Source organism: Aminobacter sp. NyZ550 (assembly GCF_025628925.2).
Classification (GTDB): domain Bacteria; phylum Pseudomonadota; class Alphaproteobacteria; order Rhizobiales; family Rhizobiaceae; genus Aminobacter; species Aminobacter ciceronei.
Genome location: NZ_CP114190.1, coordinates 1,492,110 through 1,515,103, shown reverse-complemented (window position 1 = coordinate 1,515,103; position 22,994 = coordinate 1,492,110). Strand labels below are relative to the sequence as shown.

Annotated in this window: 22 protein-coding genes; 6 read left to right on the top strand and 16 right to left on the bottom strand. The window is 63.8% G+C overall.

Annotated elements, in window-relative coordinates; genetic code table 11:
• Positions 1-15 precede the first annotated feature (15 nt).
• From N7E70_RS07560 to N7E70_RS07530, 7 genes are all read right to left on the bottom strand, one after another.
• Positions 16-834 carry an inositol monophosphatase family protein gene (locus tag N7E70_RS07560; protein ID WP_263005983.1) on the bottom strand — a complete coding sequence of 273 codons (819 nt, stop codon included), beginning with the start codon at positions 832-834 and terminating at the stop codon, positions 16-18.
• 142 nt (positions 835-976) lie between these two features.
• Positions 977-1,831 carry an inositol monophosphatase family protein gene (locus tag N7E70_RS07555; RefSeq protein ID WP_263005982.1) on the bottom strand — a complete coding sequence of 285 codons (855 nt, stop codon included), beginning with the start codon at positions 1,829-1,831 and terminating at the stop codon, positions 977-979.
• Positions 1,828-2,637, bottom strand: a complete 810-nt coding sequence (locus tag N7E70_RS07550) for an HAD family hydrolase (protein WP_263005981.1) — start codon at positions 2,635-2,637, stop codon at positions 1,828-1,830. The genes N7E70_RS07555 and N7E70_RS07550 overlap by 4 nt, the downstream gene beginning before the upstream one ends.
• 92 nt (positions 2,638-2,729) lie before the next feature.
• Entirely contained in the window at positions 2,730-3,872 is a 1,143-nt protein-coding gene (locus tag N7E70_RS07545; RefSeq protein WP_263005980.1) for an ABC transporter substrate-binding protein, read from the bottom strand.
• A gap of 67 nt (positions 3,873-3,939) precedes the next feature.
• Complete coding sequence (locus N7E70_RS07540) at positions 3,940-5,067, bottom strand: ABC transporter substrate-binding protein (RefSeq protein ID WP_067957376.1); 1,128 nt, start codon at positions 5,065-5,067, stop codon at positions 3,940-3,942.
• A gap of 104 nt (positions 5,068-5,171) precedes the next feature.
• On the bottom strand, positions 5,172-6,302 hold the full coding sequence (locus tag N7E70_RS07535; RefSeq protein WP_263005979.1) for an ABC transporter ATP-binding protein: 1,131 nt from the start codon (positions 6,300-6,302) through the stop codon (positions 5,172-5,174).
• Between the two features lies 1 nt (position 6,303).
• Positions 6,304-8,145 carry an ABC transporter permease gene (locus tag N7E70_RS07530; RefSeq protein ID WP_371746554.1) on the bottom strand — a complete coding sequence of 614 codons (1,842 nt, stop codon included), beginning with the start codon at positions 8,143-8,145 and terminating at the stop codon, positions 6,304-6,306.
• 592 nt (positions 8,146-8,737) lie between these two features.
• Here N7E70_RS07530 and gmd point away from each other — a divergent pair.
• Both gmd and fcl read left to right on the top strand, forming a co-directional pair.
• Entirely contained in the window at positions 8,738-9,829 is a 1,092-nt protein-coding gene (gmd, locus tag N7E70_RS07525; RefSeq protein WP_263005978.1) for a GDP-mannose 4,6-dehydratase, read from the top strand.
• Positions 9,822-10,766 carry a GDP-L-fucose synthase gene (fcl, locus tag N7E70_RS07520; RefSeq protein WP_263005977.1) on the top strand — a complete coding sequence of 315 codons (945 nt, stop codon included), beginning with the start codon at positions 9,822-9,824 and terminating at the stop codon, positions 10,764-10,766. The genes gmd and fcl overlap by 8 nt, the downstream gene beginning before the upstream one ends.
• Positions 10,767-10,804: 38 nt before the next feature.
• Here the strand turns inward: fcl and N7E70_RS07515 are convergent, their stop codons facing one another.
• Positions 10,805-11,266 (bottom strand): L,D-transpeptidase, encoded by a 462-nt coding sequence (locus N7E70_RS07515; RefSeq protein WP_192314132.1) that lies wholly within the window; start codon positions 11,264-11,266, stop codon positions 10,805-10,807.
• A 759-nt stretch (positions 11,267-12,025) separates the two neighbouring features.
• On the opposite strand from N7E70_RS07515, the gene N7E70_RS07510 reads away from it, so the two are divergent.
• On the top strand, positions 12,026-12,190 hold the full coding sequence (locus tag N7E70_RS07510) for a hypothetical protein (RefSeq protein WP_169808315.1): 165 nt from the start codon (positions 12,026-12,028) through the stop codon (positions 12,188-12,190).
• Between the two features lie 22 nt (positions 12,191-12,212).
• On the opposite strand, the gene N7E70_RS07505 is transcribed toward N7E70_RS07510, so the two are convergent.
• Entirely contained in the window at positions 12,213-12,938 is a 726-nt protein-coding gene (locus tag N7E70_RS07505; protein ID WP_067957358.1) for a response regulator transcription factor, read from the bottom strand.
• A 199-nt stretch (positions 12,939-13,137) separates the two neighbouring features.
• Between N7E70_RS07505 and N7E70_RS07500 the strand changes: the two genes are divergently transcribed.
• Entirely contained in the window at positions 13,138-13,917 is a 780-nt protein-coding gene (locus N7E70_RS07500) for a response regulator (protein WP_154385668.1), read from the top strand.
• Positions 13,918-14,046: 129 nt separating this feature from the next.
• A complete protein-coding gene (locus N7E70_RS07495; RefSeq protein WP_263005976.1) occupies positions 14,047-16,131 on the top strand; it encodes a PAS domain S-box protein in 2,085 nt (694 codons plus the stop codon).
• A 2-nt stretch (positions 16,132-16,133) separates the two neighbouring features.
• On the opposite strand, the gene N7E70_RS07490 is transcribed toward N7E70_RS07495, so the two are convergent.
• The 5 genes from N7E70_RS07490 to N7E70_RS07470 all read right to left on the bottom strand — a co-directional run bounded on the left by N7E70_RS07490 (position 16,134) and on the right by N7E70_RS07470 (position 19,704).
• The gene (locus N7E70_RS07490; RefSeq protein WP_263005975.1) at positions 16,134-16,907 is read right to left on the bottom strand and encodes a glucose 1-dehydrogenase; all 774 of its coding nucleotides are present in this window, start codon (positions 16,905-16,907) and stop codon (positions 16,134-16,136) included.
• A gap of 183 nt (positions 16,908-17,090) precedes the next feature.
• Positions 17,091-17,501, bottom strand: a complete 411-nt coding sequence (locus tag N7E70_RS07485) for a hypothetical protein (protein WP_067957350.1) — start codon at positions 17,499-17,501, stop codon at positions 17,091-17,093.
• Positions 17,502-17,838: 337 nt separating this feature from the next.
• A complete protein-coding gene (locus tag N7E70_RS07480; protein ID WP_067957347.1) occupies positions 17,839-18,138 on the bottom strand; it encodes a GNAT family N-acetyltransferase in 300 nt (99 codons plus the stop codon).
• Entirely contained in the window at positions 18,135-18,761 is a 627-nt protein-coding gene (locus N7E70_RS07475; RefSeq protein ID WP_263005974.1) for an alpha/beta hydrolase, read from the bottom strand. Before N7E70_RS07475 ends, N7E70_RS07480 begins: the two co-directional genes overlap by 4 nt.
• A gap of 10 nt (positions 18,762-18,771) precedes the next feature.
• A complete protein-coding gene (locus N7E70_RS07470; protein WP_067957341.1) occupies positions 18,772-19,704 on the bottom strand; it encodes a VOC family protein in 933 nt (310 codons plus the stop codon).
• 231 nt (positions 19,705-19,935) lie between these two features.
• Between N7E70_RS07470 and N7E70_RS07465 the strand changes: the two genes are divergently transcribed.
• Positions 19,936-21,492: an alkaline phosphatase family protein gene (locus N7E70_RS07465; protein WP_263005973.1), complete on the top strand. Its 1,557-nt coding sequence runs from the start codon at positions 19,936-19,938 to the stop codon at positions 21,490-21,492.
• A 56-nt stretch (positions 21,493-21,548) separates the two neighbouring features.
• On the opposite strand, the gene N7E70_RS07460 is transcribed toward N7E70_RS07465, so the two are convergent.
• Positions 21,549-22,505, bottom strand: coding sequence for a PRC-barrel domain-containing protein (locus N7E70_RS07460; RefSeq protein WP_263005972.1), 957 nt, complete (start codon positions 22,503-22,505; stop codon positions 21,549-21,551).
• Between the two features lie 210 nt (positions 22,506-22,715).
• On the bottom strand, positions 22,716-22,886 hold the full coding sequence (locus tag N7E70_RS07455) for a hypothetical protein (RefSeq protein ID WP_169808314.1): 171 nt from the start codon (positions 22,884-22,886) through the stop codon (positions 22,716-22,718).
• Positions 22,887-22,994 lie beyond the last annotated feature (108 nt).

The following is a 22,994-nucleotide window of genomic DNA, read 5'->3' as shown; positions in this document are numbered from 1 at the left end:
GGGTATCTGGGACTCTCACTTGCCGGCCTCGAGCGCGATGCCGGTGGCCTCGCTCATGCCGAGCGCCACGCCGGGCGCCGCAGCCAGAACGGCCCCGCCCTCGGTCAAGCCGCCGACCGAAAGGAACGGCGCGACGACGCCTCCGGCCTCCCTGACCATCAGCAGCCCCGCCAGGCAATCCCAGGCATGCATGTGGAGCTCGGCATAGGCATCCGAGCGGCCATCGGCGACATAGGCGAGCCCCAACGCGCCCGAGGCGCCGCGACGGACGTTGGCGCCGCGCTCGAGGATGTTGGAGAGCACGTCGAGATAACGCGTGTTGGTCTTGCGATTCGACCAGCCGAACTCGACGCAGGCAGCATCGAAATCGCGCGTCTTGGCAACTGACAACGGCTTGCCATTGCGGGTGCCGCCATGTCCGCGGCGGGCGAAATACAGCTCGTCCAACACCGGGTTGTAGATCGCGCCGATCTCGGTCTCGCCATTGCTGACGAAAGCGATCGAAATGCAGAAATGCGGAATGTCGCGGGCGAAATTCGCCGTGCCGTCGATCGGGTCGACGACCCAGATGTCCGCCTTGATCGCCCCGCCGCCTTCCTCGCCGAGGAAACCGTCCTCGGGGAATTCTTCGGCGAGACGCGCCTTGAGGTGCCGCTCCACAGCCGCGTCCGTCTCGGTCAGGAAATCCTGCGGCCCCTTCATGTCGAAACCAGCCACGCGATTGGTGAACCCGTCGAGCGCCACCGCGCCCGCCGAACGCGCAATGTCACGGCAGAATGCTGCACGCCGGTCGAGGCCGGTATCTGCAGTGGTGGCTGTTGCGTGAACCGTCATTTCTATGCCGCCTGTGGTGTGGTTGACGTCAGATTGCACAGCTGTGCAAAATCGTCAACGCATTAAGTTGGATAATATTTCTGCAGTCGACAGAAGCGCAGAAAGCCCGTGATCTGACATCGATGCACACGCGTTCCAACGATCATGCGGCGTCTCGCGCACGGGCTGCATCGCGTTCGTCGGAGATGCGCCGCGCCACCCGCATCAACGTCGGATAGTCGGCACCTTCCCCGAGTGCGACATAACCGGGACACATGAAGTCGGGCACGCCGGCATCGACCTTGCCAAGGGTCAGCGGGTGATAGCTGCCGCCGGCCTGTGTGAGGATCAGCACCGCTGCCGCCACGTCCCAGGGATTGGAGCCGAAGCCGGCTGACGCATCGACCCAGCCGGCAGCGACATGGCAGAGGCTGAGCGCACCGCTGCCCGGCCGCCGCAGCGTCGAGAATGTCTCGACCAACTCGCCGAAATTGGCCAGCGTCTGCTCGTGCCCATCGCGCCTGAAATCACGCGCCACCGGATAGCCCGTGATCAGCGTCGCCTGCCGTTCGTCAGCTATGGCGCGCGAGCGCAACAGCTCACCATTCAACCAGGCTCCGGTCAGGTCGGCCGCAAACAGGTTCCCGGCGACAGGATCATAGACCGCGCCGGCAACGACCGCGCCGTCAATCGCCACGCCGACCGACACACACCAGAAGGCAAAGCCGCGGGCGAAGTTCGAGGTGCCGTCGATCGGATCGACATACCAGCGTACCCGGCCGACGCCGCTCTCACCTGCCTCCTCGCCGACAACGATCGAGTCAGGGACTGCGTCTAGGATGAAGGCGCGGATCGCCACCTCGGCTTCCTTGTCGTGCCTGGTGACCACGTCGTGCAGGTCGACCTTGTAATCGACATCCATGTTGGAGCGGAACCCCGCCAGCAACGGCTCGCGCATCAGCTGTGCTGCCTGTTCGGCAACCGTCCGCAGGCGCTTCGACTCTTCGATGCTCGTCATGCCGCGATCCCGCGCCCGGCTTCGCGGAACAGGCCGAGCAGCCCGACAGGATCCGCCACGATGGCATCCGGCTTGAGCTTGAGGTCATAAGGCAGGTCGTATGTACCTTTGGCTTCCATCAGTATGTTGCCGCCAATGCCGGCACGTTTGCCGCACAGCACGTCGCGGTCGAAATTGTCGCCGACATACCACGCCGCCTCCGGCTCGATGCCGAGTGAACGTGTCGCCAGCCAGATCATCTCGGGGTTCGGCTTGCGCATCTTGACCTCGTCGCTGTGGATGACCACGGCAAAGCGCCCGGTCAGCCCATGGACGTCGAGAAAATCGACATGCACCTGGCCGCACAGCGCGTTGCTGACGATGCCGACCGGCACGCCTGCGCCATCTGCCGCGTCGAGCAGGTCGAGCATACCGTTGCGCAATACACGCTCGCTCTTCCAGTTGCCCATCTTGCGGCAGAGGTCGTAGGCCTCGGCCACGACGACATCCCGCGCCTGCTGCGGCCAGTCGCCGGCGACGAAGTCGCCCCAGAATTCCTCGTGGCGCAGCTCGCGCGGCGCAAGCGGTCGCGACATCGCATCCTTCCAGTGCGAGTCGGCGATGCCGCCGGCCTTGATGTCGGCGGTGATCTGCTCGACCGAAAGTGCCGACACCTGAGCGCCGGCCTGGACGAGCAGGCCATGCACATGCAAGGCCAGCCGTTCCCGCCAGCCAGGCAGGTGCGTCGTCGATACGATCACGCCGCCAAAGTCGAGCAGCAATGCCCTGGGTGGCGCGAGCTTTCGCCCCGAATTGTCAGACATCATCACGTCTCCAGTTGTCCCGATGAAAGCGGGCCAAGGGAAAAAAGCGGGACGGAGCCGAAGGAGAAGGGCCCCGTCCCTAGCCCACCGGGAAACTACTTCTTGTAGGCGACGCGCCAGAGGTCCTGCCAATCCTGGCGCGCGTCCCAATCTTCGAGCGCGGTCGAGGCGTCGTATTGCTGCAGCTTGTCCAGCACCTTGCCGATGCCCGACGGCTCGTCGGCAGGCAGGCCGATGTCGGGATTGGTCGGCAGCTTGCCGTCCTTCACCTGCGGCGCGATGCCCTCCGCGGTCAGGATGTAGTGGATGAACAACTTGGCCGCGTTCGGGCTCTTGGTGCCGGTGGCGATCAGTCCGAGCTTGACATAGGTCCAGCCCGGCCAGGGATCGAGCCCTTCGCAGAGCCCGAGCTTGAAACCCTTGTCGGCATTGTCGCGGAACTTGGCCGAGCTCATCAGCCCAAAGAACGGTTCCTTCTGGCCGGGCGCACCGACAGCTTCGGAGATCGCGTCGTCGGCATCCGCAAGCAGCGGCGAATTGCCGGCAAAGCCCTTGACCCAGGCAGCCGTCGCGCTGTCTTCAACGACCTCGATCTCCTTGCCGAAATGCGCCTTGTAGGCAGCCTTCATCTTGTCGTCGTCATGCGTCGCAGTCTGGTTGAACCAGTCGGGATAGGTGCCCTTCGACAGCGGATCGTAGAAGGCGACCTTGCCTTTCCACGTGGGATCGGTGAGCTCCCAGATGTTCTTCACCGGGCAGGCATCGTAGGCCTCGGTGTTGTAGGCCCAGACAGCGGCATTGGTGGTGATCGCCAGCGGGTTCTGGAACTTGACCGGGATCTTGTCGGCCATGTCAGGCGGCAGGTAGCTCTCGACGAATTTCTGCGGCAGCAACTGCGCCAGGCCGGCTGGCGCGTCGGTAATCAGCACCACGTCGCCCTTGACGTTCTTGGCCTGGCCCTCGCGCACGATCATCTCGAGCTGCGCGCTCGCCGACACCTTGATGCCGGTTGCCTTCACTCCGTATTTGGCGGTGAAGTTCTCGGCCATTTCGACGATTTTGCCGGTGCTGTCATAGATATTGATCGGCGCTTCCTTCTTCGCCGCCTCGACCAGCGCGTTGAGGTCAAAGGTTTCCGCGCGCGCCGGAGCCGACGCCATAACCATGGCCGTCATCAGCCCGGCCAGCGCCGTCGTTGCCAGTGCAACTTTCCTGCTCGTTCCAAATGCCGGTTTCATCGTTTCCTCCCCAAAAATCCGGCTGAAACGCGCCCGGCGTCAGTGCCGGGCGCGACAATCGCAAGCGCTATTTCTTGTAGTTGATGCGCCAGAGGTCCTGCCAATCCTGGCGCGCGTCCCAGTCACTCTGGGCCGACGCCGAGTCGTAGGGGAAGATCTGGTCCAGCACCTTGCCGATGCCAGAGGGTTCGTCGTCGGGCAGCTTGGCGTCGCTGTTGGTCGACATCTTGCCGTCGGCCGCCTGCGGGGCGATGCCCTCCTCGGTCATCAGATAGTGGATGAACAGCCTGGATGCGTTCGGGCTGTCGGTGCCCTTGGCGATGAAGCCGAGGCTCGGATACATCCAACCGGCAAAGGGCTTCAAATCCTTGCACAGGCCAAGCTTGGAGCCGACGTCCTGGTTGTTGCGGAACTTGGCCGAGCTGATCAGGCCGATGAACTGCTCCTTCTGGTCGGGAGCGCCGACCGCCTGGGCAGCTGCCTCGTCGGCATCGGTGAGCAACGGGCCGTTGGCGGCGAGCGCCTTGACCCAGGCGCCGGTAGCGCCGTCCTCACCCGCTTCGAGATCCTTGCCGTAATACTCCTTGTAGGCGGCAGCCACCTTGTCATCGGCGTTGGTCGCCATCTGGTTGAACCAGTCGACATAGGACGCCTTGTTGAGCGGGTCCTGCATGGCGAGCTTGCCTTTCCACTTGGCCTCCGTCAGCTCCCAGATGTTCTTGACCGGGCAGCTTTCGTTGAGCTGGGTGTTGTAGGCAAAGACGTTGGCCTCGTTGGAGACGGTCAGCGGGTTCTGGTACTGCGCCGGGATCTTGGCGGCGAGATCCGGCGGCAGCCAGCTCTCGACGAAGCCCTGCGGCACCAACTGCGCCACGCCGGCGGGCACGTCGCTGATCTGGATGACGTCGCCCTGCACGTTCTTGGCCTGGCCCTCGCGGATCACCATTTCCAGCTGCGCCGCGGCATTGGCCTTGGTGCCGGTCGCCTGCACGCCGTACTTCTTGGTGAAGGCCTCGGCCTGCTTCACGATCTTGCCGGTGCTCGAATAGACATTGATCGGCGGTTCCTTCTTCGCCGCCTCGACCAGCGCGTTGAGGTCGAATTCCTCGGCCTGTGTCGCGCCGGCAAACGATCCGACAGCGGCAGCCAGTGCCGTCGCCGCCAGGAGCCGTTTCACACTGAAATCCCTGCTCATTCTCTCCTCCCTTGTCAGGCCGGCGCCATGCCGGCCGTGTCGTTCCCGATGGTCCTGCTTGCTTCGCCCCGGGGCAGTCCTCCACCGCCCGAAGGGAATTCTGCTCAATGCAGCTTCGCCGGCCGCATCAGCCTGTCGGCCACCTCCATGCGCTGGCCTGCCTTGTCGAAGACATGCAGCGCCTTTGATTTGGCCCACCAGGTCACGGCCTCGCCGACCTCGACCTCCGGCGACTGGTGCGTGGTCATGAACAGCTTCTCGCCGCCAGCGGTGAGCTCGATGATCCAGCTGCCGCCGGTGGGCAGGATGCCGGTCACCTCGGCCTGGCCGGCAACGGCGCCGTCGGCCACGCCGCGCTCGGCATCAGCCAGCCGGATCGCCTCCGGTCGGATGCCGATCGAGCCCGCGTCGCGCAACTCAGCGAAACGCGCGCCGAGATAGGCATTGGCGAGCTGCGACACCTCCGATTTTCCATCACCCAGCTCAACGATGTTGATCGGCGGATTGCCGACGAACTGCGCCACGAAGCGGTTGGCCGGCCGGTCGTAGATGTCGTTGGGCGTGCCGACCTGTTGCAGCTCACCCTCGCTCATCACCGCGATGGTGGTGGCCAGCGTCATTGCCTCCCACTGGTCGTGGGTGACAAACACGATGGTGGTCTTGAACTCGCGGTGCAGCCGCTTGAGCTCGGCCCGCATCTCGAGACGAAGAGCGGCATCAAGGTTGGACAGCGGCTCGTCGAGCAAAAGCACCTCCGGATTGACCGCCAGCATGCGGGCCAGCGCCACGCGCTGCTGCTGGCCGCCAGACAGCTGCGAGGGATAGCGATCTCGATACTTCTCGATGCCAAGTGTCTTCATCACCTGGTCGACGCGCTGCTCGCGCTCGGCCTTGGGCATTTTGCGCAGGCGCAGGCCGAAGTCGGTGTTGCGCTCGATGGTCAGATGCGGCCACAGCGCGTAGCTCTGGAACACCAACCCCATCTCGCGCTTTTCCGGCGGCACGAACACGCCATCGACGACCGAATCGACGACACGCTGGCCGACGCGGATCTCGCCCGCCGTCAGATGCTCCAGCCCGGCGATCATGCGCAATGTCGTGGTCTTGCCGCAGCCGGATGGGCCCAACAGGCACATGAACTCGCCATCGCCGATTTCGAGATCGAGATCGGCCACCGCGTTGGCCGAGTTGCCGCCGTAGTTCTTCTCGACGCCGCTCAGGTTGATCTTCGGCATGTCAGTTCCCCAGTCCTTGCGCGAGATTGGTCTTGGTGAGCTTCTGGCCGAGCAGCGCGCCGAAATAGGCGAGGCCGGCGATGATCAGCACGACGGCGTTGGCGGCCTGCGTGTAGTGGTAGTCGACGAGCCGGAGCGAATAGGTGGTCAGCACGTCGGTCGAAGGAACCGCCAGCACGACGAACAGGCTGAGGCCCTTGATGCCCGAGATGAAGGGCAACAGGATGCCCGTCGTCAGCGACCCCTTCTGGATCGGAATGACGATCGAGATCATGCGGCGGAACCAGCCGGCGCCGGCGATCTGAGCCGCCTCTTCCGGATCCTTTCCGAGCTGTGTCATGGCGGCGATGCCGGCGCGCGAGGCATAGGGCATCTGGTCGGCGATCAGCGCCAGCATCAGGATCAGCGTCGTGCCGTAGAGTGCCGGGATCGGCCCGCGCGGCACGGCAAACAGCGACAGATAGGCAGCTGCAAAGGCGATGCCGGGCACCAGATAAGGCAGGAACGTCACCTGGCGCAGGAAGGTGCCGAGCGGCTTCACCGGGGTACGCGCCACCACATAACCGACCAGCAGCCCGAGGATACCTGAGGTGATCGAGGCGACACCGACGATGCGCAAGCTGTTCCAGGCTGCGTTCCAAAGATCCGGGCTGAGCAGGATGCCGGTCTGCAGCGCCACCGTGTTGAGGTTGGTGCCGATCCAGTAGTCGAGCGTGAAATTGTCGAGGTTGAACTGGCCGGGCACCCGCATCACAGTCGACAGGAACAGCGTGCCGATCGGCAGGCCGACGCTGAGCAGGAACATCAGCGCGGCAAAGCCGGTCGCCGGCAGCCTGAGGATGCCGAGCGGGCTCAGCCGGTTCATCGAGCCCTTCGAGCCGATGGTGACGAAGCGGCGCGCCTCGCGCATCAGCCGGGCATCGATGGTGATGGTGATGATGCCGATCAGCATGATGGCGCCTGCCAGCACCGCTCCCACGCCGACCTGGCGCGACGAAATGTTCTGGTAGAGCGAGGTCGCCAGGACGTCGAAATTGACCGGCAGGCCGAGCACGTAGGGCACACCGAACTCGCCGAGGCATTTGGCGAAGATCAGCACCATCGCCGACATCAGCGATGGGCGCATCAGCGGCATGATGATCTTGCGGGCCACCGTCAGCCTGCCGGCGCCGAGAATCCGGGCCGAGTCCTCGAGCTGCGAGTCGAAGCGGCGCAGCGCGTTGCCGAACAAAAGGATGACGAAGGGCGAGTAGTGCAGCGCCAGGATGATTGTCACCGGCAACTGGCCGTAGGACAGCCAGTCGGGCGGCGAAAAACCGATCGATTCCAGCCAGCCGGGCTGTCCGCCGACGGTTCGGTTCTTGAACAGGGTCGTCCAGGCCAGTGCGAAGGTCCAGGCCGGTAGCATGTAGGGCACGATGAGGGCGGTGGCGAACCAGCGGCGGCCGAACATGTCGGTGCGGCTGAGCAGCCAGGCAAGCGTGCCGCCGACAAGCATCGACAGCGTGATAGCGCCGGCCGCCACGCTCAGCGTGTTGACCAGCGGCTCCCAGAACAGGTCGTGCGAGATGCGCGAGAGAAAGACGCGGTCGATGTAGTACCAGGTCAGTTCGCCGACATCCTGCTTGATGCGGCGTTCGTCGCCGAACTGCACCCGCATCGCATCCGACAGCATCGAGATGATCGGCACCACGATGAGATAGGCAAACAGTGCCGCGGCGAGCACGCCAATGATCGTCGTCGGCTCGCGCAGCGCCACCTTGGTCCGGTAGCGCAGGCGCTGTGAGCGGGTCGGCGACTTCAGGGTAGCCACAGTCCCGTGGGTTACGGTCGCCGGCTTCACCACCGTCTGGACAGAACTCTGCGATTGGCCGCTCACGAGGTCACGCCCCGCCGGCAGATTCCGTCATGGCTGCTGCACACGTCACCGGGGACGACCCGGCGCAGATGCACTGCATGGCCTGCATGCGATGGCATGAGCATGAATTCTCCTCCGTTGGGCGCCTCGAAGCGGACCTTGCGCCCCGCAGCTTGAGCCGCCCGGACACACCTCACCCGTCCTGCTTCCGACACCACCGCCGCCTCCCGGCGGTGCGACACATTCCCGTGCCTGTTGGCATATTCATTCCATCGACGGTACGTTCATGTCAATCCAGATTCTGCAAAAATTTGCACAGGCGTGCAAAACATATGATTTCGTCTGAAATGGCCAAATTTTGCCAATGCTGGCTTCATCAACCTCGATTGGACAACCCTTGCATGCCGCAAATATGCACTGCCGTGCAATGCACAAAATGTTGCTGTGGCAAAACATGCAGAAATGCCCGGGAAAGCGCACTCGGCGCATGACCCCAAAGCCGCCTCTTTCGCAGTGCACTCAACATCTCTAGGGTGCGCCGCACGCAGGAACCGCAGGAATCGGGCAAGGAAACGGAATGTCGAACGAGCAGAAATCAGCGCCGGCAAAGAACGGCAAGGTGGCGCTGATCACCGGTGTAACCGGACAGGACGGCGCCTATCTCGCCGAGATCCTGATATCGAAGGGTTATGTCGTCCACGGCATCAAGCGCCGCTCGTCGTCCTTCAACACCGGCCGCATCGAGCATCTTTACGAAGACCCGCATGTCGCCGACCCCAGGTTGATCCTGCATCATGGCGACCTCACCGACGCCACCAACCTGATCCGCATCGTGCAGGAAACGCAACCGGACGAGATTTACAATCTCGGCGCCCAGTCGCACGTCCAGGTCAGCTTCGAGACGCCCGAATACACCGCCAACTCCGATGCGCTCGGGCCGCTCAGGCTGCTGGAAGCCATCCGCCTGCTCGGTCTCGTCGGCAAGACGCGCTTCTACCAGGCCTCGACCTCCGAGCTCTATGGCAACATCCCGGCGCCGCAGAACGAGACTTCAGGTTTCGCCCCGCGCTCGCCCTACGCCGCCGCCAAGCTCTACGCCTACTGGATCGTCGCCAACTACCGCGAAGCCTATGGCATCCACGCCTCCAACGGCATCCTGTTCAACCATGAAAGCCCGCTGCGCGGCGAAACCTTCGTCACCCGCAAGATCAGCCGCGCCGTGGCGGCGATCGAGGCCGGCATCCAGGACCGGCTTTATCTCGGCAATCTCGACGCCCGGCGCGACTGGGGCCATGCCCGCGACTACGCGCTCGGCATGTGGATGATGCTGCAACAGGACAAGCCCGACGACTATGTGCTCGCCACCGGCGAAGCCCACAAGATCCGCACCTTTGTCGAAAAGGCCTTCGCTGAGATCGGCACCAGCATCGAATGGCGCGGCGAGGGTGTCGGCGAAACCGGCATAGACAGCGCCACCGGCCGCGTTCTCGTCGAGATCGACCCGCGCTACTTCCGCCCGACCGAAGTCGACTATCTGCTCGGCGACGCCTCCAAGGCACGACAGGCGCTTGGCTGGCACCACAACACCAGCTTCGACCAGTTGGTGGCCGAGATGGTTCGACAAGATCGTCTCGCGCTGGCAAAAACCGGTGAGCGCAGCAATGGCTGACATCCTCTATCCGCTCGCCGGCAAGCGCGTCTGGGTCGCCGGACACCGCGGCATGGTCGGCTCAGCGCTTATGCGCCGCCTCGCACGGGAAGGCTGCGAAGTCATCACCGCCGGGCGCGACACCGTCGACCTGACCCGGCAGGCCGAGGTCGAGGCCTGGCTGGGCGAGACCCGCCCACAAGCGGTGCTGCTCGCTGCCGCCAAGGTCGGCGGCATCCTCGCCAACGCCACCTATCCCGCCGCGTTTCTCTACGAGAACCTGGCGATCGAAACCAACGTCATCCATGCCGCGCACAAGATCGGCGTGGAAAAGCTTTTGTTCCTCGGTTCGAGCTGCATCTATCCGAAATTCGCGACGCAGCCGATCGCGGAGGATTCGCTGCTCACCGGCGCGCTCGAACCCACCAACGAGTGGTACGCCATCGCCAAGATCGCCGGCCTCAAGCTTGCTGAAGCCTATCGCAAGCAGCATGGGGCCGACTTCATCTCGGCGATGCCGACCAACCTCTACGGCCCGGGCGACAATTTCGATCTCACGTCCAGCCACGTCCTTCCGGCGCTGATCCGCAAGGCGCATGAGGCCAAGTTGTCTGGTGCGGCCGAACTGACGATCTGGGGCAGCGGCACGCCGCGGCGCGAGTTCCTCCATGTCGACGACGCCGCCGACGCCATGGTGTTCCTGCTCAAGTCCTATTCCGGCGACCAGCACGTCAATGTCGGCTCCGGCACCGACGTAACGATCCTCGAACTGGCCGAGACCGTGGCGAGTGTCGTCGGCTTCGAGGGCCGCATCGCCCTCGACACGTCAAAGCCGGATGGCACGCCGCGCAAGCTGATGAGCGGCGACAAGCTCGCCCATCTCGGCTGGCGCCCGCGCATCGAACTCGAAAGCGGCATCCGCTCGACCTACGACTGGTTTGTCAACAACGCGCTTTAGCCGAGACGGGTCGCGCCCGCCCGGGCTGGCCCGAATGCCTAGTTGACGATCTGGATGCTGGTGTTGGACGGGCCATAGGCCTGGACCAGCTCGTAGAAGTCGGCCGCATTGTCGGGGTGCAGGCGCACGCAGCCATGCGAGGCCGGGCGGCCGAGGCGGCTGATGTGGTTGGTCGCATGCACGGCGTAGCCGCCATTGAAGAACACCGAATGCGGCATCGGCGCATTGTCGTACTTCTTCGAATACCACATCTCGTGCATGCGCGTCGGCTTGTAGGAGCCCTTCGGCGTGACATAGCCGCGGCCCGCAGTCGACACTTTCCAGATGAAGGCCGATCGACCATCGATGATGACATGCATGCGCTGCTGGCTGATCGACACCCGCGCCACGATCTTGCTAGCGGCAAAGGCGCTGCCCTGGCCGGCAGCCAGCAGCAGTGCAGCGCCGGTCATTGCGATGGCGGCAATGTTGATGATGCGCTTCTTCAGTTCGGAATTCATGACGTCCCCCTTGAGCCGGCCGCGCCGGCAGTAAAAATGCATTTTCGGAATGGACGTCTTTTGCCAGAGCCGTGTTTCAGACATATTTCGTTTAGATATTCTTTACGTTTCATATTCGTTTCCAAATTGCCAAGTTTGGTTTCGCAGTCATTGACGTCCCTAGGTTTGCAACAGCCGCGCGGCGACGCAAACTGGGCTGAAGCAGCGCTCGCAGGCCGCCGCCGCTTATGATTCATTTGATATGACGTCGGGTTATGCCGCTGAAAGCGCAATGCAAGCGCCGGCCGGCCCGGCAACGTCCTTGAAACATTCGGAAGCACTAAAGGCCATCCGGCGGCATCTTCCCGATACAGCCGGCCGGCACATTCAGCCACGACGAAACGAACGTTGCGAAGGTTGGATGAGCGCGAAACGGCTGGCTGCGAGATGGTTCCTGCGGGTGGGCGTCGCTACGGCGATTCTGTCAGGAATCGGCTTTCTGGCCAGTCCGGGCAACGCTATGGCAGCTGAATTGCCACCGGTGCAGGACATGGCGCCGGTGGCCTTCGCAGCCATCTTCTTCGCAGCAGCCTTGTTCGTCGCAACTCTGCACATCGGCCGGGTCCATGGGCGTGGGTGCCTGGCCTGGGTGAGCAGACCCTCGCGCGTCATTCGCAGCGAGGACAGGATACCCGCGCCGTCCACGGCAGGTCAGGCGGCGCGGGTATCTCGGTAGCCATTTTTGATTGAACCCCTGAAACGGAAAACGGGGCCACTGCAATGAAGAGACAATTCGCAGCATCGGTGCTTTCGGCACTGCTCTATGCCCAGGGGCTGCTTGGCTTCGCGGGCGTAGCGAGCGTGCTCCTCAAGGACAGGGCCCATGCCGAAGAGACGGCGATTGTCGAGATGGCCGCGCCGGCGGTCGTTGCTCCGGCAAGCTGACATTTTGGTCAACTCGGCGTCATCAGTTCGGGTTTTCGGTTGGAGTGGTTGTGCCGGCCTCCTGGCCGGCCGTCCTTGTCGGGGGGTCGAAACGATAGCCCGAACCCCGGATGGTCGTGATGCTTTCGGTGTCGAGCTTGCGGCGCAGGCGCACGATGCGCGAGTCGATCGAGCGGTCGAAGGCATCGGCACTTTCAGCCGGCGCCGCCGCCATGATGTCGTCGCGGGTCAGCACGCGCCTTGGTTGCGACAGGAACAGCTTGAGCAGCGCGATCTGGCCGGGCGACAGCTGCTCTTCCTCGCCGGTGCTGTGCATGACGAGTGCGGAGCGCAGGTCGACCGTCGAATTCTCCAGCACCACCAATTCCTGCGTGCCGCGTCCCCGGCGCGTGAGGAGGCCGCCGATGCGCGCGGCGAGTTCCCTCACCACGAGAGGGCTCTCCACGACATCGGCGGCGCCAAGTTCGAGCGCCAGCACCTTGTCGACCAGTTCACCGGGTCGGCAGATCAGCACGAAGTCGGGACCGCCCTCGCCGCCGAAACGGCGCAGCAGGTCACGCCCCTCGGCCGGCGTCACGCCGTCGCCGACAACGACGACATCGATCCCCTTCGCCGACAAAAGCGGCTCGGCCTCCCACAGCCGCTTGGCACAACGCACGTCATGGCCGCGCCGTTCGAGATGATCGGTCAGGTCGGAGGCAATCACCTCCGCAATGGCGATAAGCGCTACGACCGATCTTCCAGCCACGTTCCACCCCGCATCGTCAGCCTCAGTGCGACCATGGCCTGCCGGCGCGGACTGCGCGGCGCCTGCCGTGGCAAGAAAATGCCCAGGGATGCGCTCGGCCGGGGATGGGTCCCCAGTCGCCTCGCCCCTAGCCCAAAATCGCCCCTAACGAGGCAGGAAGCCATTGGCAACTGCCCACCTGAAATGATCGCTGGACATCATGTTTATACCCAATCTACTTTCCGCCGGTAGCGGAGGCGAGACTAAACTGCGCGCTCGGATTGTCATCGTCGAAGATGAGCCCGACCTGAGGGATGCCGTCGCCGAATATCTCGGCGCGAACGGCTTCGACGTGACTGCTGTCGAGAGTGCCGCTGCCCTGCGCAGCATCATCGAAACCGAACAATTCCAGCTTGCCATCCTGGATATCGCCATGCCCGGCGAAGACGGGCTGTCGCTCGGCCGCTGGCTCAGAGCGAAAATGCCGATCGGCATCATCTACGCCACCGCCGCAGGCACGGCTCTCGACCGCATCGTCGGCCTCGAGATCGGCGCCGACGACTATATGGTCAAGCCCTACGAACTGCGCGAACTTCTGGCCCGCGTGCGCTCGGTCATCCGGCGCGTGCCGCAGCCCGAGAGTTACCGGCAGTCGCTGCTGGCCGCCCAGCCGCCGCGCCGCACCATCGCCTTCGGGCCGTTCCAGGCCGACCTCGACGGTCGCCTCGTCACCGGCAGCAGTGGCGCCATCATCGATCTCGCCAAGAGCGAATTCGACATGCTCGAGGTTTTCCTGACGCGGCCCAACCGGCTGCTCAGCCGAACCACGATTTCCGAGGCCATCGGCTTTGCCGAAGACCCCGAATCCTCACGCGCCGTAGACATTCGCATCATGCGCCTGAGGAAGAAAATCGAAGACGATCCGGCGAACCCGAAATTTCTGCGCACCGTGCGTGGCGAAGGCTACATCTTCTCCTTGCCCGGCAGCGAAGGCTACTAGCGCATCGACCCGATAATCGCAGTCGATTTTCGGAAAGCACGATGCGCAGATTATGAAACTGGAGCGTCCTTTGTGCGTCCTCTTGGACGCATGGCGCACCAAAGCCTCCGGGCCCCGCCAGGAACCGCGATGACATTGTTGACCGTCTCCCGCACCGACAACCCGTCGGGCACGCCGAGCCCCACCATCGTGGCCGGGCAGATCGTGCGCCGGCTGCGCGCAGCCCAGGATTGGCAGATCGAGATCGACACGATCCTGCGCAGTCTCGCTACAGGTTTCGGCGGTCATCGCACCATCCTGTTTCGGCTGCGCGACGTGCCCGGCCAGGGCTTCGCGCAGTCGATCGCCGCATTCTGGGTCGACCCGAAGATCGACGCCGTCGCTGCGCCGCCGACGACGATCAACCAGACGCTTGTCGATTCCGACCCGCTGCTTGAACGCCTCGCCGAGGAAGGCCGCCAGGGCAAGATCTTCACCGGCCTGACCCGCGACCTCAGCGGCTTCCTGCGCAATGACTTCGAAAAGCAGCACATCAAGTCGTTCCTGTCGGTGTCGGTGTCGGCGCATGGCCATCTCTGGGGCACGCTCGCCGTCAATGACTGCATCGTCGAGCGCCACTGGAACGACGACGAAATTGCAGCACTCGAGATCATTGCGGCCGCCCTTGGCGATGCCATCGAGCGTTCGCTGTCGGAGTATCATGTCAGTGAGATCATCCGCCGGACGATGCTGCAGGCCTCGCTCGACGCCATCATGGTGGTCGACGAGACCGGCTCGATCATCGAGTTCAACCCGGCGGCCGAGAAGATGTTCGGCTGGACCCGCGACGAAATCCTGGGCAAGGACCTGCTCGACACGGTGATCCCCACCTACTACCGCAAGGGCTACAACAACGGTGCCGAATATTTGGCCGGGCGTGGCTCGCCGATGGTCGGCCACCGGCTCGAGACCGTGACCCAGAACGCGTCGGGCGAGATCATTCCGATCGAGCTCACCGCCAACGAGATGCGGCTCGCCGACCGACGCCTCGTGCTCGGCTCGATCCGCGACCTCAGGGAAAAGCACCGCGCCGAGGAAGAAATCAACCGCCAGCGCGAAAAGCTGCATCAGAACGAAAAGATGGCGGCAATGGGCTCGCTGCTCGCCGGCGTCTCGCACGAGCTCAACAATCCGCTCGCCGTGGTGGTGGCGCAATCGACGCTGCTGCATGAATTTGCCAACGACCCTCAGACCAAGGTCCGCGCCGAGAAAGTGCGGGCGGCCGCGGAACGCTGCGGCCGCATCGTCAAGAGTTTCCTCGGCATGGTCCGTCTGCACCCGACCTCGCGCGCCGAGACCGACCTCAACCAGGTCATCCGCGCCGCACTCGAAGTCACCGCCTATGGCGCGCGTTCCAGCGGCATCAGCATTGCCACCGAGCTGGTGCCGGGCACGCTGAGCGTCATGGCCGACGCCGACCACATGACCCAGGTGGCCGCCAACTTCCTGGTCAACAGCCAACATGCGCTGGCCGCAGCACCCGGCGACCGCATCATTCGCGTCAGGACGTTCCGCAATGCCGACGGCAGCGCCGGCTTCTCGGTCGAGGACACCGGCCCCGGCATATCAGAGGCGATCCGCGACCGCATCTTCGAGTCCTATTTCACCACCAAGCCGGTCGGCGTCGGCACCGGCATCGGCCTGTCCATCTCGAAGGCCATCGTCGACCGCCACAACGGCAAGGTCTGGTTCGAGCCGGTGATGCCGACGGGTGCCCGCTTCGTCGTCGAACTGCCGCCGATGGGCGACAGCCACGGCACGATGCTCGAAGCGACGCCGAAGTCGAGCGGGCTGCGCCATGCCGTCATCATCGATGACGAGCCCGACGTTGCCGCTTCGCTGGCCGACATTCTCGAACTGATGGGCGTCAAGTCGCGCATCGTTTCGACCTGGGACTCGGTCTCGGAGGCGCTCGCCGATCAGCCCGACATCATCTTTTCCGATTTGCGCATGCCCGACCGCAGCGGCATCACCATCTTCCGCGACATCGTCGCGACACAGCCCGAGATGGCGCCACGCTTCGTGCTCGTCACCGGCGACCTGATCGGCGCCAAAGCCGAGCTTGAGCAGCTGCCGCCCAACCTCAAGCCGCATATTCTGGAAAAGCCGTTCAGCACTTTCGACGTTCGCAGCGCGCTCAGCGCCGTCAGCGAACAGGTCGCCGACGGAGCCTGAGCTCACTGCGCCGTGTAGCCGCCGTCGATGACCAGTTCGGTGCCGGTCACGAAGCCCGATTCGTCCGAAGCGAGATAGAGCACGCCGTAAGCGACGTCCTCGGGTTCGCCGACCCGACCGAGCGGCGTCAGCTCGACCGCCTTGTTGCCTTCGCCGCTCGCAGCCAGCTTGTCCAGCGCGCCCGACGACATCGGCGTGCGGATCCAGCCGGGACAGATCGAGTTGACACGGATGCCGTAGCGCTGCTTGGCGCAGTGCAAGGCGGCCGACTTTGTGAACAGCTTCACCCCACCCTTGCTCGCGACATAGGCAGCCGTCGACGGGCTTCCAACAAGGCCCATGGTCGACGAAAAATTGACGATCGCCCCGCCCTTGGCGGTCCTTCGCATCGCCTCGATGCCATATTTGGTGCCGAGGAACACGCCCTCCATGTTGACGGCCATCACCTGGCGCCAGTCGTCGAGGCTGAGGTCCTCGACACTGCCGAAGGGCGCGCCGACACCGGCATTGTTGACCAGGATGTGGAGCCCGCCGAATGCTTCGAGCGTCCTTGCCATCACTTCTTGCCAGCCTGCTTCCGAGGTTACGTCATGTTCGGCATAGAGGCTGCGCCCACCGGCGATCCTGATCGCCTCGGCGACCTGGCGGCCCTTGTCGGCCTGCAGGTCGCTGACGACGACGGCGGCACCCTGGCGGGCCAGCAGCCTGGCGCTCGCCTCGCCCATGCCTGACGCCGCTCCGGTGACGATCGCAACTTTTCCTTCGACGCGGCCCATCGCTGCTCCCCTCGCTTGAGGGTACGACGGTCGCGCGACGACGGTCGTTGCTGCATCGTCCCGAGAGACTAAGGCCGGCCGACACCGGAACAAAAAAAGCCCCCGCAGCCGAGGCCGCGGGGGAGGTACGCGCTGGAGGATATCTGTGCAGGCGCGGGGATAGGTGGCAGCGCTCGGAGAGCGCTAGAAGATGTTGGGCGTGGTGCGGACCGGCTCGGCACTGGCGATCAGCCTGACCTTACGGGCTTCGCGCATGCCGGTTTCCTTGGCGATGGTCTCGACGCAGATCTTGCTTTCGGCGCCCCAAGCCTGCCCGCGGCAGGCGATATCGGTCTCGGACAGCGGCAGCCGGTCTGTCTTGGCGGTCGTGTGCGCGCCCTCGAACGCACCGAGCCGCGTGCCCATCGAGGCAAAGGCCGGACCACTGGTCGGCGCCAGGGCCATCGACGCCAGCGAGGCAAATACGAAAATCGAAAACATTGCCATCGGGTGCTCGTTGGCACGCTGGCGGATGGCAAGGCGCGGGCGGCGATAGATGTGTGAACGCGGCTGGAACTTGTGGTCGAACTCGGCAAGCTGGGTGGAACCGGACATTGGGCAGCTCTTTTCGTTAAATTTCATTCCCCTGTTAATGTGAATGTAATCGCGCTTTGTAACACAGCGATGCTGATCAGTGACGCCTAATGCAACAACCGATAAACATCACAAACAGTCAGCATTTCTGTCTAATCGGTCACAAACAGTCGCCATTTCAGTCATTTCCACCTGGAGGCTGTACCATTTCGAGAAACAGACAGAATCGCCTTTGTAACAGCCTGCCTGAAATTCAGGCACATTCGAAAATAAACGAAAGGCCGATGCAGTCGCCTGCACCGACCTTTCGCGATCGCTATGCTGCTGCCTGGCCGACGCCAGACAACAACTCTCAATGTCAGCTGTTGAGCACGTCGGCCCATTCGGGGTGACGGCGGAATTGCGCCGCCGCAAACGGGCAGAGCGGGATGATCTTCTTGCCCGCCGCGCGCGCGTCCTCGACCGCCCGCGTCACCAGCCTCAGGCCGGCGCCCTGGCCGCGGAACGCATCGGGCACCTCGGTGTGGTCGATGATGAACAGCGTCTCGCTGACATTGCTGTAGGTCATCTCCGCATCGGCGCCGCCGGCACCGCGTATGACATAACGTCCCTTGCTGCCGCGGTCCTCGCGCTCGATCGCCGCCAGTTCTTCAGTCATGCTGCCGCTCCTTTTGTCACGCCGGCGAAAAGGCTTTTCACCGCTTCGATTTCGTTGGGCCGCACCTCGTGGCCGCCGTCATGCCATTCGAGACTGATATCGGCGCCGGCTTGCCGCAAACAGGCGTCGAACCGGCTCGTCAGGTCAGGCGGACAGATCGGATCGCGCCGCCCCGCCGTGATCAACACATGCCGGCCGCTGAGGCTGCCCTTCACGTCAGGCGCAAACGGGATCAGCGGGTGCATCAGTGCGACAGCATCGAACAAATCGGGCTCGGCAAACAGCACCGAGGCCAGGATGTTGGCGCCATTTGAGTAGCCGAGCGCCAGCACCTGCGACGGCTCCACTGCCGCGACATGCGTCTTGACGAATTCGGCCATCTTGCCGGTCGCCCTGGCGAGATCCTCCATGTCGTAGACGCCCTCGCCGGTGCGGCGGAAGAAGCGCGCCGCACCCATTTCGGAGACGTCGCCGCGCGGCGACACGATGGTCGCCCCCGGCGCCAGCTCACGGGCAAAGCCAAGCAACTGGTTCTCGTCGCCGCCGGTGCCGTGGAAGGCAAAGACCAGCGGTCCGCCGGGTTCCCCCGGCAGCACCTTGTGGATGTAAGCGTCCTTGCTCATCGGTCCCTCCTCAGTCGCCCAGCGGCTGCAGGTTGTTTTCCAAATAATCCCTGAGATGCGCGTGCTGCGACGGCAGCTTCAAAGCCTCGCCGAGATGGGCGGTGTCCTCGTCGCGGTCGAAGCCGGGTTCGTTGGTCGCGATCTCGAACAGCACGCCACCGGGGGTGCGGAAGTAGATCGCCCAGAAATAATCGCGGTCGATCACCGGCGTCACCTGGTAGCCCGTCTCCATCAGCGCCTTGCGCACCTCGAGCTGCTTGGCCCGATTCTCGACAGCAAAGGCGATGTGATGCACCGATCCCGCACCGAGACCGGCGAAGGACGCACCCGGCAACGTCTCGATGTCGATGACGTCGGCGCCATTGCCGTCCTTCAATGCCAGCCGCTTGATGTTGCCTGACGTGTCGACCGTCTCATAGCCCATGAACTTCAAAAGCTCTTCGGTCGCCCCGCCATCGCGCAGCCTGAGCGAAGCCGAGTGGAAGCCGCGGATCGCCTCGTCATTGCCGACGCCGCCCTTGATCCAGGGCGCACGGCTGTCGCCCTTGGCCTCGACAAGCGCGAAACCGTCGCCATCGGGACCGGCGAAGCTCAGGCGCTTCTCGCCGAACTGCTCGTCACGCGCGAGTCCGCTGACGTCCTGCTCGGTGAAGCGCTTCTCCCAGAAGGGCAGCGTACCCTCGGGAACGGAGAACACAGTGGTGCCGACCTCGCCGACCCCGGGACGCCCCTTGCCGATGTTCGGGAACGGAAAATAGGTCATGACAGAACCGGGCGTGCCCAGCTCATCGGCATAATAGAGGTGGTAGACGTCGGGCGCGTCGAAATTGACTGTTTTCTTGACCCGGCGCAGGCCGAGCTTGTGGGTGAAGAACCGGTTGTTTTCAGCCGCATCCCCAGCCATCGAGGTAACGTGGTGCAGGCCCTTGATCTGGTTGAGCATCGTCTTGCTCCTTTCGCTTGCCGCGGCCCCTGCCGCTCTGTTGGGCCGAATATGGGCGCATCGATTGTCGCGTCATAGTGGCCGGTCACAGAATGGTCAGTATCCAAAAAGTGAACAATGAAGGCGAGCTCGTTCACACTTTCTGGTATGACCGCTGCGGCAGAGAGGACGCTTGCGCATGGCGGTGAATCCGGCTTCCTTGGCCCGCGATTTCAGTTCCAGGGGGCGAGCTTGGCAGGCACCGGCAGACGGCAGAACATTCTTCTCATCACTTGCGACCAGTGGCGCGGCGACAGCCTGTCGGCTGTCGGTCATCCCGTGGTGAAGACGCCAAATTCGGACGCTTTGGCGCGCGAGGGCGTGCTGTTTTCCCGCCACTATGCCGGTGCGGCCCCCTGTTCGCCGGCGCGCGCCTGCCTCTACACCGGCCTCTACCAGATGAACAACCGCGTCTGCCGCAATGGCACGCCGCTCGACGATCGCCACGACAACATCGCCCGTGCCGCGCGCCGCGTCGGCTACGACCCGACCCTGTTCGGCTACACCGACGTCTCGCCCGACCCGCGCAACCGCGCGCCGGGCGACCCGTTCCTGCGCAGCTATGAAGGTGTCCTGCCCGGCTTCACCACGCGCCAGCTTCTGCCCGAGCACCAGAAGGGCTGGCTGTCCTGGCTCACCCAGCGCGGCATCGATTCCAGCGCCGGCTTCCCCGATGTCCACTGGCCGGCCAATGCCGATGCGCCCGAGGTCAGCAACGCGGTTCCCATTTATTCGAAAGACGAAACGCCGGCCGCTTTCCTCACCGGCGAGTTCCTGCGCTGGCTCGGCGAACAGGACAAGGGCGAGCCCTGGTTCGCCCATGTCTCCTTCCTCAGCCCGCATCCGCCCTTCATCGTGCCAGAGCCGTTCAACACCATGTACGATCCGGCGGAAGGCCCGGCCTACAACAAGGCGCCGAGCTTCGAAGCGGAGAAAGCAAGCCACCCCTTCCTCGCCTACCACCTCGAGCATCACCAGGGTAAGTCGAGCTTCATCCCCGGCGCCCCCGGCAAGGTCGGCGACTGGAGCGAGGACGAATTCCGCAAGATCCGCGCGCTCTATTACGGCATGATCTCGGAGGTCGATTCCCAGCTTGGGCGCATCTGGCAAGGCATCCGCGACAAGGGCGACTGGGACAACACCATCGTCATCCTGACCTCCGACCACGCCGAAATGATGGGTGACCACCACATGCTCGGCAAGGGCGGCTGGTTCGACGGCTCCTACCACATCCCGCTCATCGTCAAGGCACCCGGTCATGAGCGGGCGGCCGGCAGCACCGTCGACCGCTTCACCGCTGCCGTCGACATCATGCCGACCTTGCTTGAGCTGGTCGGCGGAGCGGCGCAGCCGCATCTAGACGGCCAATCGCTGAAACCCTTCCTCGATGGCGACGAGCCCGCCGACTGGCGCGACGCCGCCCATTGGGAATACGATTTCCGCTCGGTCGCCAACGGCACCACGGAAGCCTATTTCGGCACCGGTTCGCGACAGCTCAACCTGTCGGTCATCCGCACCGAAACGGTCAAATACGTGCATTTCGGCGGCGGCCTGCCGCCTTTGCTCTACGACCTCGCCAATGACCCCGGCGAAACACGCAACCTCGCCAATGATCCGGAGTGGCTGGCCGTGCGGTTGGAATTTGCCGAAAGGCTGCTCGACTGGCGCGCCAGGCATCTCGACCAGTCACTGGCGCTATCGGAGCTGGCCGAGAATGGCCCGACAGGCCATTTCCTGCGCTTGCCATAACCTCAACGAAAAGGCCCGCGCCGAAGCACGGGCCCCTCCTCTCAGGTACGCCGCAACTACTGAACGATGATCAGGCGCTGCTCGTCGCGCTTTTCGGCCCAGCTGCCCGCGTCATAAACGGGCTGGCCTTCGAGCTGCTCCTTGGTGAAGGTGGTGTAGAGATATTTCTTGCCGTCGGCATCGACCATGAAGGCAAGGTTGTCGCTGCCGACCGCGACCTTCTTTTCACCGACGCCAAGGAAGCCGCCAACGTCGATGACATAGGCATCGATCTTGCCGTCGGCGGTCATCAGGATATCGCCGATCTCGCCGATATTGGCATCGTCGGCGCCGTAGACGGTGGTGCCCATCAGCTCTTCGGCGCGCAGATCGGCGGCAGGCAGTTCCTTCAGCGTCGACTTGTCGATCGCAGCCGTCTTGGTCTCGTCGGTCGTCGCCGCATCAGGCGTGGCTGCGGGTGCCTGGGCTGTCTCGTTGGTTGCAGGCGACGTTGCCTCCGGTGTTGCCGGGGCAGCGGGTGCCTGCGCCGTCTGGTCGGTCGCCGGAGCGGCCGGATCAGTCGCCGCTGCAGGCGCGGGTGCCGGATCATAGGCGCGGCGGTCGAAATCGGGCAGTGCCTGCAGCTGTTCCTTGGTCGTGGCCATTACCAGCCAGCGGTCGCCGTTTCTCTCGGCCCAGTCGAAGTCCTTGAACGGCAGGGCGACATTCTTCTCGCCGATGCCAAGGAAACCACCAACCCCAATGATCAGCTGGTCCGCCGCTCCGTCGGCCGTGAGTACGATATCATTCACGTCGCCGATGTTCTCGGCGTCGTCAGCGGTGCCGTTATAGACCTTCTCGCCAATGATGTTGGTCGCGAGGAAGCCATCGGCATGCGGGATGACCTCAGGCGTCGCCGGAGCGGCTTCCGTGGGTGCTGCCGGAGCGGGCGCCGGGGCTGTCGTATCTTGGGCATAGGCGCCCGTCGCAAGCAGGGCTGTAATGGCGGTCGTGGCCAAAAGGTTGCGGATCATGGTAGAGTCTCCTCGTGCGTGTTGTTCATGCATGCCGCGCTTCGACCTGTCTTTTGCCGGAACGGTCAGGCGCGGCCTCCTACGGGTTCACAACGCCGTGACCCCGCCATGGTTCCGAATTTTTCCCTGTCGGGATTGGCCGGCCTGGCCTTCGAAACCGTCGCCCGCAATTGGACGGGCGAGACGAAATCTCCATGGCAACCAAGATACTTAGCCGGGAGCCGTGGTCGTCTGGTTGGCATCTTGATCGATCATCTCGCCATAGAATTCTGCGGCACCCCATGCCGCCATGGCCAGCATCAGCGCTGCCAGAAGCACCAGCAGGACGTGACGGCCGCGCGTCCCCTGACGCGCCTTTCGGGCTGGAATGATCTTGCTCATCGCTGCTCTCCCAAATGGTTCCAGGAGGGCTAACGACAGCATAACGGCATGGTTCCCAAGTTTCGGCCAAGGCTTTTCAAGCGTGCCGCACCCGTCTAGAGCGCATCC

Bases quoted from the DNA above. Each gene is read 5' to 3' on its own strand.
- N7E70_RS07485 (WP_067957350.1), bottom strand. From the start codon at position 17,501: ATGTCCGGTTCCACCCAGCTTGCCGAGTTCGACCACAAGTTCCAGCCG.
- N7E70_RS07555 (WP_263005982.1), bottom strand. From the start codon at position 1,831: ATGACGAGCATCGAAGAGTCGAAGCGCCTGCGGACGGTTGCCGAACAG.
- N7E70_RS07470 (WP_067957341.1), bottom strand. From the start codon at position 19,704: ATGCTCAACCAGATCAAGGGCCTGCACCACGTTACCTCGATGGCTGGG.
- N7E70_RS07560 (WP_263005983.1), bottom strand. From the start codon at position 834: ATGACGGTTCACGCAACAGCCACCACTGCAGATACCGGCCTCGACCGG.
- N7E70_RS07535 (WP_263005979.1), bottom strand. From the start codon at position 6,302: ATGCCGAAGATCAACCTGAGCGGCGTCGAGAAGAACTACGGCGGCAAC.
- N7E70_RS07540 (WP_067957376.1), bottom strand. From the start codon at position 5,067: ATGAGCAGGGATTTCAGTGTGAAACGGCTCCTGGCGGCGACGGCACTG.
- N7E70_RS07480 (WP_067957347.1), bottom strand. From the start codon at position 18,138: ATGACTGAAGAACTGGCGGCGATCGAGCGCGAGGACCGCGGCAGCAAG.
- N7E70_RS07515 (WP_192314132.1), bottom strand. From the start codon at position 11,266: ATGAATTCCGAACTGAAGAAGCGCATCATCAACATTGCCGCCATCGCA.
- gmd (WP_263005978.1), top strand. From the start codon at position 8,738: ATGTCGAACGAGCAGAAATCAGCGCCGGCAAAGAACGGCAAGGTGGCG.
- N7E70_RS07550 (WP_263005981.1), bottom strand. From the start codon at position 2,637: ATGATGTCTGACAATTCGGGGCGAAAGCTCGCGCCACCCAGGGCATTG.
- fcl (WP_263005977.1), top strand. From the start codon at position 9,822: ATGGCTGACATCCTCTATCCGCTCGCCGGCAAGCGCGTCTGGGTCGCC.
- N7E70_RS07460 (WP_263005972.1), bottom strand. From the start codon at position 22,505: ATGATCCGCAACCTTTTGGCCACGACCGCCATTACAGCCCTGCTTGCG.
- N7E70_RS07495 (WP_263005976.1), top strand. From the start codon at position 14,047: ATGACATTGTTGACCGTCTCCCGCACCGACAACCCGTCGGGCACGCCG.
- N7E70_RS07455 (WP_169808314.1), bottom strand. From the start codon at position 22,886: ATGAGCAAGATCATTCCAGCCCGAAAGGCGCGTCAGGGGACGCGCGGC.
- N7E70_RS07500 (WP_154385668.1), top strand. From the start codon at position 13,138: ATGTTTATACCCAATCTACTTTCCGCCGGTAGCGGAGGCGAGACTAAA.
- N7E70_RS07475 (WP_263005974.1), bottom strand. From the start codon at position 18,761: ATGAGCAAGGACGCTTACATCCACAAGGTGCTGCCGGGGGAACCCGGC.
- N7E70_RS07545 (WP_263005980.1), bottom strand. From the start codon at position 3,872: ATGAAACCGGCATTTGGAACGAGCAGGAAAGTTGCACTGGCAACGACG.
- N7E70_RS07490 (WP_263005975.1), bottom strand. From the start codon at position 16,907: ATGGGCCGCGTCGAAGGAAAAGTTGCGATCGTCACCGGAGCGGCGTCA.
- N7E70_RS07510 (WP_169808315.1), top strand. From the start codon at position 12,026: ATGAAGAGACAATTCGCAGCATCGGTGCTTTCGGCACTGCTCTATGCC.